The sequence below is a fragment of the Lawsonibacter celer genome (assembly GCF_014281125.1).
Lineage (GTDB): Bacteria > Bacillota > Clostridia > Oscillospirales > Oscillospiraceae > Lawsonibacter_B > Lawsonibacter_B celer.
Genome location: NZ_JACOEA010000002.1, coordinates 189,637 through 202,798 on the forward strand (window position 1 = coordinate 189,637; position 13,162 = coordinate 202,798).

Here is a 13,162-nt window from a genome sequence, read left to right on the forward strand (position 1 = left end):
AGACGCCCCTTTTTTGTTGTGCGGAAGCCCGCAGAATGGCCATGAAGTTTTATGCCTCGTCCAAGAGATACTGCTCCACCAGCATCACATCGGCGAGCTGATAGCTTCCGTCCCGCCACAGACGCAGGCGGAGGGTGTCGCCAACCTCCAGGCCCTCCTTTGCCGCCAGCAGGTCGGCGGTGTTTGTGACGGGCACGCCGTTTGCCTCCACAATAATATCTCCCGCCTGAAGGCCCTTTTCCCATGCGTCTGAGCCCCGCTTCACTTCCTTCACCTGCGCCCCGGGAACGCATCCGGCCCGCTCCGCAGCCTCCGCCGTCAGGTCAGAGACCGTGATGCCGATGGTGGGCCGTCCGGCCACATGGCCCTGGGCAATTAGCTCATCCACCACTTTTTTCACCGTGGTGGTGGGGATGGCAAAGCCAAGCCCCTCCACGGTGTCGTAATAGGACTGCATTTTCAGGTTTGTGATTCCCACCACCTGGCCGTAGGCATTGATCAGCGCCCCGCCGGAGTTGCCGGAATTGAGGGCGGCGGTGGTCTGGATCAGCGTCATGGTATAGCCGTCCACCATTACATCCCGATTGATGGCCGAGATAATACCGTCCGTCATCGTACCTTTGAAGCTCTCCCCCAGCGGATTTCCGATGGCCAGCGCCGGATCGCCCACCCGGAGCTGATCTGAGTCGCCGAATACGGCCGGCTTCAGGCTGCTGGCCTCAATTTTCAGCACAGCCAGATCCGTCTCTGAATCCATCCCCACCAGCCGGGCGTTCCAGGTCTGCTCATCGGAGAGCAGAACCGTCACCGCGCTGCACCCCTCAATCACATGGGCATTGGTGATGATATAGCCGTCGGCGGAGAGGATGACACCGGTCCCCTGGGCCAGCCCCCCCGTCTGAATCCCGCGGATGCTCACCACACAGTCAATATTCTCCTGGTAGATTTCCTGGTAAGAATGTGCCGCTGAGTCCGGCAGCGGTGCCATCTCCATGACAGTCCCATCCCCCGTCGGCGCCCGCTCCACTGTTGTCTTTCCGCTCGCGGACTGGGGCCACGGCTCTCCGGTCCCCTCCGGCACAGACGCGGGCCGGTCAAGCGCCGCGGGCGTTCCTGACCAGCCCATCAGAAGAACCACCGCCACGCCCGCCATCAGCGCCAGCATGCAGAAAAAGGCGACCGCCGCTCTGGGCCGGAACGTTCGGCCGGGCGGAACCGGGACGACGGCCGGCTGGGCCTCCGGCGGCCGCTGAGCCCGCTTATGATAAAAGTAATTCTGCATTTTGGCCCTCATTTCATCCATGGTCTGCGCCAGCGTCAGGGTAAACGTAAACTCCGTTACCCCGTCCTCACTGGTCACGGTGATGTTGTTTCCCCGTCCGGCGGGCCGGACGGGGACCCCTTTTCCTTTTTATTTATCGCCCTGCGGAAGTGAATTCCGCAGGGCTCCGGCGCTGCCGCGCCGCCCCGCTGTGCGGGGCCCCGAAAACATCACCGGGAAAGCCCGGCGCTTACGCCAGCGTCAGGGTAAACGTAAACTCCGTTACCCCGTCCTCACTGGTTACAGTGATATTTTCTTTGTGGGCGTTTAGGATGGTCTTTACGATGTACAGCCCCAGGCCGACGCCCTCCCGGTCCTCGCTGCGGGACTTGTCGCTCTTATGGAAGCGGTCAAAAATCAGGGGCAGCTCCTCCGGTGGAATGGGCAGGCCGGTATTGCGTACCGACACGTAGGCCTTGCCCGCCTTGGCTGTAATGGACAGCCCCATGGTGGAGCCCTCCTTGGAAAATTTGATTGCATTGTCCAGCAGATTATAGCACACCTGGGTAATGGAGTCCGGGTCGCCCCACACCATCACCGGTCCGTCCGGCAGCTTGGTGTCCACGTCCAAATGCCGGTCGTTGATTTTGTTCTCCAGGCTGACCAGGACCCGCAACATCACTTCTGATACGTCAAACTGCTCCTGCGCCGTGACATTCTCCGCTGATTGCAGCCGGGAGGTATCCAGCATCCGCCGCACCAGGCGGGAGAGCCGCCGGGTCTCCGAGGAAATGGTCTGCAGGGCTGCCCGCTCCTTGTCCGGCGGAATCGTGCCGTCCAGGATCCCGTCGGAAAATCCGGCTATGGTGGTCATGGGCGTCTTGAGTTCATGGGAGATGTTGGCCACAAACTCAGAGCGCTTCGCCTCACTGCGGGCAATGGAATCGGCCATGGAGTTGAAGGCCTCGGCCAGCTCGCCCACCTCGTCGCTGCGGTTTTCGTAGCCGGTCACCCGGGCGTCGTACTCCCCATGTCCAAATTTCCGCGCCATATTTGCGATCTCCTTCAGCGGGTTGGTCAGTCGAAGGGATGTGGCCGAACTGGTGATAAATGCGATGCACAGCACAATGACCGCGGTGAAGAAAAAGATGGAGGTGAACGCCCTCCATAGCTCCGTGATGCTGGATGCCTCAGCCGCCACATAGACCACGCCCATGCGCTGCACCTCGGTCTGCCCCGTCATCAGGTTTACGGCCTTGATATTGATGGGTGTGCCCGCCACATAGCGCCGCTCCGGGAAGAGGCCGCCCATATTGCTCAGTCCCGAGAAGGCGCCCTCCTGCTCCACCTGCCGGACAATGTACTCCGGCAGCATGTAACCGGAACGCCCCACCTGGATACTGCCGTCCTCCGCGGCCAGCACCACCTCGCCGTCCATCTCAGCCAAAACGATATAGGCATCTGAAATACGCGCGATATTGGCGATATAGGCCTGATAGTCGCTGTCGGTGATATCCACACCATTGGCGCGGATCACCGCTGTAAAGGAGGCAATATCATCGGCATTGCGCTCCATGGTCACCTGTTTTTCCTGTACAATATATTGGTAGGACAAAGTCATAAACGCCGCGCCCAGCAGTGCAAATGAGACCAGGATCATGCCGGCCATCAGAACAAATTGCCGTTTATAGAGGCTGTTCACGGATTCACCACTTCGAACTTATAGCCCACGCCCCACACGGTCTTGAGGCTCCACTGATCGCTGACCCCCTCCAGCTTTTCCCGCAGGCGCTTGATGTGCACGTCTACCGTGCGGGAGTCCCCGAAGTAGTCAAAGCCCCACACCTCATCCAGCAGCTGATTGCGGGTAAACACCCGGTTGGGCGCGGCCGCCAGGTGGTAGAGCAGCTCCAGCTCCTTGGGAGGCGCGTCCACCCGCTTTCCGTCCACCAGCAGCTCATAGGAGTCCAGATTGATCACCAGCTTATCAAAGGAAAGCTTTTTGGACTCGCCCCCCTCCTCCTCCCCGCCGAACCGGCGGAGCACCGCATGGATCCGGGCCAGAACCTCTTTCATCTCAAAGGGCTTGACAATATAGTCGTCCGCTCCCCCCTCCAGGCCCTGCACCTTGTCGCTCAGCTCCCCTTTGGCGGTGAGCATGATCACCGGGGTCTTATCGTTCTCCCGGATCTTTTTGAGCACGGACCAGCCGTCCATCACAGGCAGCATGATGTCCAGCAGCACCAGGTCCGGATGGAAGGACCGAAACAGCTCCACGCCCTTCCCGCCGTCGCCGGCCACTGCGGTCTCAAAGCCTTCCTTTTCCAAATAGAGGTGCAGCAGCTCCGCGATATTGCCGTCGTCTTCCACAATGAGGACTTTTTTTGCCATAGCGCGCCGTCCTTTCTCTGCTGTAAGTAACCTCACAACAAATTCAATAAAATAAGATTATGATAAAGCTTTCCCCGGCAGGTTGGATGAATTTTTTGTAAAATTCAGTCAGTGGACACATAGGCCCGGTCAATCTGCAGCACCACATAATAACTGGAGTCCAGCGCCCGCACCGCCCGCTCAATCCGCTGGCGCACCTCCTCGTCGCTGAGGGTGCATTTATGGGGCACCACCACATCGAAAATCAGATTGGTGCATACCGGACCCTTGGTCATGCGGAAGTCATGGATATTCATCTGCGGCTCAATGGCACGCACCAGCTCCGTCACCTGCCCCCGAACCTTCGCTGTGCGCTCGTCGTCCATATCAATGGGATCCATGTGGATGGAGGTCTCAATCCCGAAGGTCTCGCGCAGCTCCCGCTCAATATGGTCAATGGCGTCGTGAGCCTCCATAATATCCGTCCCCAGGGGCACCTCCGCATGGAAGGACATCATGGAGCGCCCGGGGCCGTAGTCATGGATCATCAAGTCGTGCATCCCGATGATCTGCGGGTGACTCATCACCGTATCCCGGATGGCTTTGACCAGAGCCGGGTCCGGGCTGCTCCCCAGAAGCGGGTTCAGGGTGTCTTTGGCAGCCCCCCAGCCGGCCCGCAGGATAAAGGCCGCCACAACCAAGCCCACCCATCCGTCAATATTTACATGGGCAAAATGTCCCGCCAGGATCCCCGCCAGCACAGCAGAGGTGGCCACCACGTCGGACAGGGAGTCGGTGGCTGTTGCCAGCATAGCGGCCGAACCGATGCGCTTGCCCAGCTTCCGGTTAAACAGGCTCATCCACAGCTTTACCGCGATTGAGGCAGCCAGAATCACGATGGACGCCGGGGAGAATGACAGCTCCTCCGGGTGAATAATCTTTTCAACGGAGGTCTTGCCCAGCTCTACCCCAACCAGCAGGATAATCAGGGACACCAACAGGCCCGCCAGGTATTCAATCCGCCCATGGCCGAAAGGGTGGCCGTCGTCCGCCTTCTGTCCGGCCAGCTTAAAGCCGGCCAGCGTCACTACGGAGGAGCCGGCGTCGCTCAAATTATTCAGCGCATCGGCGGTAATCGAGATGGAGCCCGTAGCTAAACCGGCAAAGAATTTTCCCGCCGAGAGCAGGACATTCAGAATAATTCCGACCATTCCTGACAAAATGCCATATCGCTCCCGCACCGCCGGGTCTCGCACCTTGTCGCTCTCCCGGACAAACAGTTTTACCAACAGATCGGTCATGGTACACCTCGGATGCCCCAGCCGGGCAAAATAACTCCGCCGCACCGGAGCCGCGCGCCTTGCGTCTTCTGATTATTATCCCACGCCGTCCCGTTCCCGTCAAGAGGCTGTGCCGCCGCAAAACAGGGTATGGGGACCGGTCCGAAGGCCGATCCCCATACCTCTGCCGTGGGGCGCACGCCTCCCCACAGCTTATTCAATATCCTCCGGCAAAAAAACCGCAAAGGGCAGCACATCGGACAGTTCCACCAGCGCCGGGGAAAATCCGCCGCTTCTGTCGTAGCCCATCTGCGGCGTACGCACCTCTTCTGGCCGCTCCGGTGTACGGATGGGCAAGGAGACCACGGCGCGAAGGCCCCGGTTCTCCCTCTGCTCCAGGACTAGTGTGCCTCCGTGGACCGCTGCGATCCGCCGGGCCGCCGCCAGGCCCAGTCCCGCGCCCTCCGCAGTATGCAGCAGCGGAAGGGAGTTGTCCCCGTCCCGCCGGCCGCTGTGCAGGCCGGGTCCATTGTCCCACACGGTAATGACCGCCCGGCCCCGGTCCGCGGCCAGGTGAAGGCCCGCCTCGCCGGCCCGCTCACCCGTCTTGTCCTCACCCGCCCACTTCAGCGCGTTGGAAATCAGGCCCAGCAGCATCCGCTCCAGCAAGGCTCCATCCCCGCAGGAAAGCAGGGACTCCCGCTCGCTGTCATAGCGAAAGCTCACGCCGGCCCGCTCTGCAAGGCTGCAGACCTGCTTTGCCGTCTGACTGCACAGGCCAGCCAGGTCCAGCGGTCCCATCCCAGCCGCTTCCCTCTCTGGCAGGCGGATATCCTCCAAATGGTTAATCGTGCGGATCAGACGGTAGATACTCTGATTGGCAATGGCCAGATACTGACCATACCGCTGCTCCCCCTGTTCCTGCACCACAGGCGTCAGCAGTTGCAGCGCCGCCGAGAGGTGGTTCACCTGTTCTCTCAGTTCTTCTGCAAGCTGTGCCCCAATTGCTTCCGGTAAAGACTCCACGCAAGCACCTCCCGCTTCCGATATCTTGTGCATCCCTGCCTTAAACATGAAGTTCGCTGACAGTATACCAAAAACTGGCCTGCACAACAAGGAATTTTGTCGAATTTGGTCGAAAGACTCACGTCCCGCATAAGCTGATTTTAATTTTATATGGTTTTTTAATTAAGTTTTGCAATTTCCCTCTTTTCTTTTGCAATCTTATCGTTTATAATGAGGTCATGCCGAAAAAATCACAATTAAGAATCACGTTAAAATGAAGGAGAGATTCATCATGAGCATCAAAGTTGGTATTAACGGCTTTGGCCGAATCGGCCGTCTGGTGTTCCGCGCCGGCATCGACCGCGCCGACATCGAATTTGTAGGCATCAACGATCCCGGTATGAGCCCCGACTATATGGCCTACATGCTGCGCTATGACACCATTCACGGCAAATTCCAGGGCGAGATCAGCTATGACGAGGACAGCATCACTGTCAACGGCCACAAGGTCATGGTCTACGCCAAGATGAACCCCGCCGAGATTCCCTGGGGCCAGATCGGCGCTGAGTACGTGGTGGAGTCCACCGGTCTGTTCCTGACCAAGGAGAAGGCCCAGGGCCACATCGACGCGGGCGCCAAGAAGGTCGTCATGTCCGCTCCTTCCAAGGATGACACCCCCATGTTCGTGATGGGCGTGAACAATACTTCCTATGATCCCAGCATGACCTTTGTGTCCAACGCCTCCTGCACCACCAACTGCCTGGCCCCCATCGCCAAGGTGCTGCACGACAACTTCGGCATCACCGACGGCCTGATGACCACCGTACACTCCGTCACCGCTACCCAGAAGACCGTGGATGGCCCCTCCAAGAAGGACTGGCGCGGCGGCCGTGCGGCCACCTACAACATCATTCCCTCCTCCACCGGCGCGGCTAAGGCCGTGGGCAAGGTCATCCCCTCCCTCAACGGCAAGCTGACCGGTATGTCCATGCGTGTGCCCACCCTGGACGTGTCTGTGGTGGACCTGACCGTCAACCTGGCCAAGCCCGCCAAGTATGACGAGATCTGCGCCGCCATGAAGGCCGCCTCCGAGGGCGAGCTGAAGGGTGTTCTGGGCTACACCGACGAGGATGTGGTATCCAGCGACTTCATCAGCGATCCCCGCACCTCCATCTTTGACGCCAAGGCCGGTATCGCCCTGACCGACACCTTCGTGAAGGTTGTCTCCTGGTACGACAACGAGTGGGGCTATTCCAACAAGGTCGTCGACCTGATCCAGTATATGTCCAGTGTGGACCACAAGTAAGATTGTCCCCTGATTCCAGACGTGCGGAAGCCAAACGGTTTCCGCACGTTTTTTCTTTTTCTTCTCCAAAGCAGTTGACAAACTCATCTCTATATGCTATTACTGTATATGTCCAATATATACAGTATGACATCAGGAAGGTGCACCATGGACATCATCATCAGCAACTCCGGGGACACCCCCATCTACGACCAGATTACCCGGCAGATCAAGTCGCTGATTCTGCGGGGCAGCCTGGCGGAGGGCGAAGCCCTACCCTCCATGCGGCTGCTGGCCAAGGAGCTGCGCATCTCTGTCATTACCACCAAGCGCGCCTACGAGGAGCTGGAGCGGGACGGCTTTATCACCACCGTCCCCGGAAAGGGCTGCTTTATCGCCCCCCGAAATCTGGAACTGGTGCGTGAGGATACCCTGAGGCGGGTGGAAGAGCACCTATCCCAGGCTGTGGAGATCGCAAAAACAGGAGGCGTCACCCTCGCCGAACTGAGCGAGAGCCTCAATTTGTTGTATGGAGACGAAGACCTATGAAAAACGCATTGGAGCTTTCCCACATCACCAAGGACTACGGTTCCTTCCGGCTGGATGACATCTCCTTCTCGCTGCCCGGCGGGGCCATTCTTGGGCTGATCGGAGAAAACGGCGCAGGCAAGACCACCACCATCAAATGTATTCTCAATCTGATCCATCGGGACGCCGGTGAGATCCGGGTGCTGGGGCAGGACAATCTGGCCCAGGAGCGGGCGATCAAAGAGGATCTGGGCGTGGTGCTGGATGAGAGCGTATTTCACGACTCCCTGCGACCGAGGGATGTGGACCGGATTATGGCCCGTCTGTACAAGGGCTGGGACAGCGCCCTGTTTGCCCGGTACTGCGGGAAATTTTCCCTCCCTAATGAAAAGACCATAAAGGAATTCTCCAAGGGCATGAAGATGAAGCTGTCTATCGCCGCCGCCCTGGCCCATCGCCCCAGGCTGCTCATTCTGGACGAGGCCACCAGCGGCCTGGACCCGGTGGCCCGGGAGGAGATCCTGGATGAATTTCTGGACTTTATCCAGGACGAGGAGCACTCTGTGCTGCTCTCCAGCCACATCACCAGCGATTTGGAAAAATGCGCCGACTATATTGTCTACCTCCACCGGGGCAGGGTGGCCCTTCAGGGGGGAAAGGATGAGCTGCTGGAGTCCTACGGACGGCTGGTGTGCTCCCGCTCCGACCTGGAGCGGGTGGACCCGGCTCTGCTCCACGGCACCCGGATCAGCCAGTTTTCCTGCGAGGCGCTGGTGAAAAACCGCCGGGACTTTGCCCGGCGCTACCCCTCCCTCACCGTAGACCCGGTGACGCTGGAGGAAATTATGGTCTTTACTGTCAGGGGGGATTGCAAATGATCGGTTTTGTCTACAAGGATTTTCTGCTGCAGCGCAAGCAGCTGACCTACGTTTTGGTACTGTGTGTGGTATACTCCGTTCTGTCGCTCACCGGAACCCTCAGCCCCTCGATTCTGTCCGGCATGGTGATGGTATTGGGCATGGTGCTGCCCATGTCCGCCTTTTCTTACGATGATCTGGCCCGCTGGGATAAATTTGCCGCCTCCACCCCCGCCGGCCGCCGGGGCATTGTGGCCGGGCGCTATCTCTTCACCCTGCTTTTGTTGCTCCTTTCCGCCGCTCTGGTGGCCGTTCTGCTGCTGCTGTTCAGGCTGCTGGGCCTGGTGGAAGAGCCCCTGGCCGAGCTGCTGCTCCCAGTGCCTATCTGCGCCGCCATGGGTCTGGTGGTCAACGCGATTATCCTTCCGCTGCTCTATCAGTTCGGCGTGGAAAAGGCCCGTCTGGTCAGCATGATCCTTTTCGCCGCCATCTTCGGGGGCATTGTGGGGCTAGGCTTTCTAGCCAAATCGGTCCAGCTTCCCGCCCTCTCAGACGGAGGGGTCCTGCTGGCCGCCCTGGTCTTGATCCTGGTGGCTGCGGCGCTGTTCGCCCTATCCCACCGCGTCTCCCAGGGTATTTTCGCCCGCAAAGAGCTGTAAAGGAGACAACAAAGAGAACCAGGGTTTTCCTCAATGCGGTTCGGAAGCGGGCGCAAATGATCCTGTTTGCGCCCGCTTCCTCTTTTGCCCCTGTGGGGTGTTCGGTTTGCACACCTACTGTAAACAATCCGTCTCAACCTTTGACGGCAGCATTGAATCCGTAACAGTTTTCATTTATCCCCCACAAAGGCACAGGAAAATTTCCCTTTTAGCCGCAGATTGCAACAGACTGTGCAGACAGGGCGCTGATGGAAGAAAATTGGAGTATTTGGAGATGCTGAGCAGGAAAAACGCTGATCTGAAAAAAGAACCCCGCCTATTTTTAAAATAGGCGGGGTATTCTGCTGAGATAACCCTAACCGAACCGCATTGGGGTTTCCTGGTCCTCTTCTTTGTCCTTTCAGTGGTTGAGCACGCGCACCCGAAGCACGCCGTCCAGGGCGCGGATCTCGTCTGCCACACTGTCGCCGATGCGGGAGCCCATGTCCACAATGGTATAGGCGTAGTCCTTCTTTGACTTGTTAGTCATATTTTCCACGTTCACACCCTCTTTCGAGAGCACGCCGGTGAGGCTGGCGATCATGCCGGGCTGGTTGCGGTGGATCACGCACAGGCGGGAGATGCCGCTCCACTCCTGCACCAGGGTGGGCAGGTTGACGGAATTTTTAATGTTGCCGTTCTCCAGGTAATCCCGCAGCTCCTGGGCCGCCATGACGGCGCAGTTTTCCTCGCTCTCCGGGGTGGAGGCGCCCAGATGGGGGATGGCCACCACATTTTTGCCCGCCATGAGCTTGCGGTTGGGAAAGTCGGTGACATAAGAGGCCACCTTGCCGGACTCCAGCGCCTCCAGAATGTCGTCCTCATTGACCAGGCCGCCCCGGGCCAGGTTGATGATGCGCACGCCGCCCTTCATCATGTGAATGGCGTCGGTGTTGATCATGCCCTTGGTCTCAGGAGTCTGGGGCACATGGATGGTGATATAGTCGCAGTTTTTATAGATGGTCTCCAGGTCCATGGCCCGGTGGACCAGGCGGGACAGGGAAAGCGCCGCGTCCACGGACAGGAAGGGGTCGTAGCCGAACACAGTCATGCCCAGCTTAGTGGCGATATTGGCCACCTGTACGCCGATGGCGCCCAGGCCGATGACGCCCAGCATCTTGCCGGAGAGCTCCGGCCCCACGAACTGCGCCTTGCCCTTCTCCACCACGTCCTCCACCGCCGCGCCCGCGGCGTCCTGCTCCCGGAGCCAGGCATTGCCCTGGATGATCCTGCGGGAGGAGAGCAGCAGCGCGCACACGGCCAGCTCCTTGACCGCGTTGGCGTTGGCGCCCGGCGTGTTGAACACCACGATTCCGGCCTCGGAGCAGCGGTCGATGGGAATGTTATTGGTGCCCGCGCCGGCGCGGGCGATGGCCCGCAGGGCGTCCGGGAATACATATTCGTGCATGTCGGCGGAGCGGACCAGGACGCCGTCCTCGTTCTCCACATCGCCGCTGATCTGAAAGCGGGTCTGATCCAGCACGGAAATCCCCGCCGGGGAAATTTTATTGAGCGTTTTGATTCGGAACATCGTTGTCCCTCCCTATTTGAATTGGCCTTATCAAAGGCCTTGATGAAGTCGCACAGCTTCTCCCGGCGGAAGGATTCCCTTCCGTTGGGCTCCGGATTTCATCTCCTCGCTCGGAGTAAATCCGCCCTGCGGCAAGATTTTGGTCTCAGTCCAAAACACTTGCGCGGGGCCCCGGGGTACGTCATGCTGTTTGGGGGTCAGTTGTTCTTATCAAAGGACCTGATGAAGTCGCACAGCTTCTCCACGCCTTCCGCCGGCATGGCGTTGTAGATGGAAGCACGCATGCCGCCCACGGAGCGGTGCCCTTTCAGATTGGTAAACCCGGCCGCCACGGACTCCTTGACAAACTTTGCGTCCAGCTCGTCGTCTCCGGTGCGGAACACCACGTTCATGTCGGAGCGGGAGCCGGGCTCCGCCGCGCAGCGGAACAGGCGGGAGGAGTCGATGACGTCGTAGAGCATCTGTGCCTTGCCGTGCTTGATGCGCTCCATGCCTTCCACGCCGCCCTTGCTCTCCAGCCAATCCAGCACCAGGCCCAGGATATAGATGCACCAGCAAGGCGGGGTGTTGTACATGGAATCCTTGTCGATCATGGTCTTGTAGTTCATCATCAGGGGGGTGAAGGGCAGCTCGTGCCCGGCCAGTTCCTCCTTGATAATCACCACGGTCAGGCCGGCGGGGGCCATGTTCTTCTGGGCACCGGCAAAGATGATGCCATATTTGCTCACATCCACCGGGCGGGAGAGGATATCGGAGGACATGTCGCACACGATGGGCACGCCCCTGGTCTCGGGCACGTACTGCCACTCGGTACCATAGATGGTGTTATTCGCACAGTAGTAGAAGTAGCTGGCCTCTGGGTCCAGCTTCAGCTGGTCCTGGGAAGGGATATAAGTATGTCCCTTGTCCTCGCTGGAGGCGGCCAGCTGGATGGTCCCGTACTTTTTGGCCTCTTTATAGGCGATGTTGGAGAAGTTGCCGGTGACCGCGTAGTCGGCCTTGCCGGTCTTTCCAATCAGGTTCAGGGGCGCCATGGAGAATTGCGCCGACGCGCCGCCCTGGAGGAAAAGCACCTTATAGCCTTCGGGTACATGGAACAGCTTCCGGAATTTTGCCTGGGTGTCCTGGAAGATTTGATCGAAGACCTTAGATCGGTGACTCATCTCCATCACTGACATTCCTGAGCCCTGATAGTTGGTGATCTCAGATCCTGCCTGCTCCAGCACTTCCAGCGGGAGCATGGACGGACCGGCGGAGAAGTTGTACACACGCTCGTTACCCATGATAATTGGCCTCCTTACCAATCTTCTAATTTCCGGGCAAAGCTGGACTTCTGTCCTCTTTACCCCGATAAAGCGATTATATAAGAACCATTCCGACCCTGTCAATGCGGGGAATTCCAAAAACTACACCTATCATTTCAGAAACTTTGTGAATATTGAAACGATCCCTTGGCACGGCGGACAGTTTTGTGGTACAATGTAAGTCGTATAAAAACAGTGAAAAAATTCGGACACAGCTCAATTGGGCGGAAGGGGTACGACCTATGCGTCTTTCCCAAATCAAAGACATCTTAGATGCCACGGTGCTGTGGGGCGAGGAACATCTGGACCTGGAGGTCCTCTCGGCCTGCGGCAGCGATTTTATGAGCGATGTGCTCGCCTTTGTCAAAAACCAGGCCCTGCTGCTGACCGGGCTGGTCAACCCTCAGGTGGTGCGCACCGCCGATATGGTGGATATGAAGTGTATCATCTTTGTCCGCGGGAAGGTGCCGGGAGCAGATATTCTCGCGCTCGCCCAGACCCGTGGGATTGTGGTCATGACCAGTCCAAAGAGAATGTACGAGGCGTGCGGCCTACTCTACACCAATGGATTGAGAGGGAATTGCGATGGAGACAATTAAGCTGGTCTACCCCGTTGAGGGAGGCGACCTGATCGAGGCGGGAGAGGCCTCCAGCCAGATGAAGCTGACGCTCAAAAAGCTGGGACTGCCTCAGGATGTGATCCGCAGGGCTTCGATCTGCATGTATGAGGGCGAGATCAACATGGTGATCCATGCCGACGGCGGCGAGGCCACGGTGGAGGTGGATATGGACCAGATCGTGATCCGTATGACCGACCACGGCCCCGGCATCCCGGACGTGGAGCAGGCCATGAAGGAGGGCTTCTCCACCGCCGGACCCGCCGCCCGCGAGCTGGGCTTCGGCGCCGGCATGGGCCTGCCCAATATGAAGCGCTACTCCGATGAACTGCATGTGGAGACGCAATTGGGCAAGGGGACTACGGTAACGGTACGTATCCGTATTCCCCAGTAGACATCCAGGGGCATAATAAGTGTGGAAAGGAG

The 13,162-nt window shown here is 58.8% G+C and carries 13 protein-coding genes; 6 read left to right on the top strand and 7 right to left on the bottom strand.

The annotated features are described in order from the left end of the window. Positions 1–49 precede the first annotated feature (49 nt). From H9Q75_RS05655 to H9Q75_RS12640, 5 genes are all read right to left on the bottom strand, one after another. Positions 50–1,360, bottom strand: coding sequence for a S1C family serine protease (locus H9Q75_RS05655; protein WP_341480911.1), 1,311 nt, complete (start codon positions 1,358–1,360; stop codon positions 50–52). Between the two features lie 151 nt (positions 1,361–1,511). After that, positions 1,512–2,963, bottom strand: coding sequence for an ATP-binding protein (locus H9Q75_RS05660; RefSeq protein WP_186565204.1), 1,452 nt, complete (start codon positions 2,961–2,963; stop codon positions 1,512–1,514). Further along, the gene (locus H9Q75_RS05665) at positions 2,960–3,652 is read right to left on the bottom strand and encodes a response regulator transcription factor (protein ID WP_186565205.1); all 693 of its coding nucleotides are present in this window, start codon (positions 3,650–3,652) and stop codon (positions 2,960–2,962) included. The genes H9Q75_RS05660 and H9Q75_RS05665 overlap by 4 nt, the downstream gene beginning before the upstream one ends. Before the next feature lie 104 nt (positions 3,653–3,756). Continuing rightward, a complete protein-coding gene (locus H9Q75_RS05670) occupies positions 3,757–4,932 on the bottom strand; it encodes a cation diffusion facilitator family transporter (RefSeq protein ID WP_186565206.1) in 1,176 nt (391 codons plus the stop codon). Positions 4,933–5,124: 192 nt separating this feature from the next. Further along, positions 5,125–5,937 carry an ATP-binding protein gene (locus H9Q75_RS12640; protein ID WP_186565207.1) on the bottom strand — a complete coding sequence of 271 codons (813 nt, stop codon included), beginning with the start codon at positions 5,935–5,937 and terminating at the stop codon, positions 5,125–5,127. A gap of 271 nt (positions 5,938–6,208) precedes the next feature. On the opposite strand from H9Q75_RS12640, the gene gap reads away from it, so the two are divergent. From gap to H9Q75_RS05695, 4 genes are all read left to right on the top strand, one after another. Further along, entirely contained in the window at positions 6,209–7,222 is a 1,014-nt protein-coding gene (gap, locus tag H9Q75_RS05680) for a type I glyceraldehyde-3-phosphate dehydrogenase (RefSeq protein ID WP_186565208.1), read from the top strand. Positions 7,223–7,369: 147 nt separating this feature from the next. Beyond that, positions 7,370–7,750 (top strand): GntR family transcriptional regulator, encoded by a 381-nt coding sequence (locus tag H9Q75_RS05685; protein WP_186565209.1) that lies wholly within the window; start codon positions 7,370–7,372, stop codon positions 7,748–7,750. Further along, a complete protein-coding gene (locus H9Q75_RS05690; RefSeq protein WP_186565210.1) occupies positions 7,747–8,607 on the top strand; it encodes an ABC transporter ATP-binding protein in 861 nt (286 codons plus the stop codon). Before H9Q75_RS05685 ends, H9Q75_RS05690 begins: the two co-directional genes overlap by 4 nt. Further along, a complete protein-coding gene (locus H9Q75_RS05695; RefSeq protein WP_186565211.1) occupies positions 8,604–9,245 on the top strand; it encodes an ABC-2 transporter permease in 642 nt (213 codons plus the stop codon). The genes H9Q75_RS05690 and H9Q75_RS05695 overlap by 4 nt, the downstream gene beginning before the upstream one ends. A gap of 400 nt (positions 9,246–9,645) precedes the next feature. On the opposite strand, the gene H9Q75_RS05700 is transcribed toward H9Q75_RS05695, so the two are convergent. After that, positions 9,646–10,815, bottom strand: coding sequence for a phosphoglycerate dehydrogenase (locus tag H9Q75_RS05700; protein ID WP_186565212.1), 1,170 nt, complete (start codon positions 10,813–10,815; stop codon positions 9,646–9,648). Between the two features lie 197 nt (positions 10,816–11,012). Next, on the bottom strand, positions 11,013–12,098 hold the full coding sequence (gene serC / locus H9Q75_RS05705) for a 3-phosphoserine/phosphohydroxythreonine transaminase (RefSeq protein ID WP_186565213.1): 1,086 nt from the start codon (positions 12,096–12,098) through the stop codon (positions 11,013–11,015). Between the two features lie 263 nt (positions 12,099–12,361). Here serC and H9Q75_RS05710 point away from each other — a divergent pair, with 263 nt between their 5' ends. Both H9Q75_RS05710 and H9Q75_RS05715 read left to right on the top strand, forming a co-directional pair. Continuing rightward, complete coding sequence (locus H9Q75_RS05710; protein WP_186565214.1) at positions 12,362–12,718, top strand: hypothetical protein; 357 nt, start codon at positions 12,362–12,364, stop codon at positions 12,716–12,718. Continuing rightward, entirely contained in the window at positions 12,705–13,130 is a 426-nt protein-coding gene (locus tag H9Q75_RS05715; protein ID WP_186565215.1) for an ATP-binding protein, read from the top strand. The genes H9Q75_RS05710 and H9Q75_RS05715 overlap by 14 nt, the downstream gene beginning before the upstream one ends. Positions 13,131–13,162: the final 32 nt, after the last annotated feature.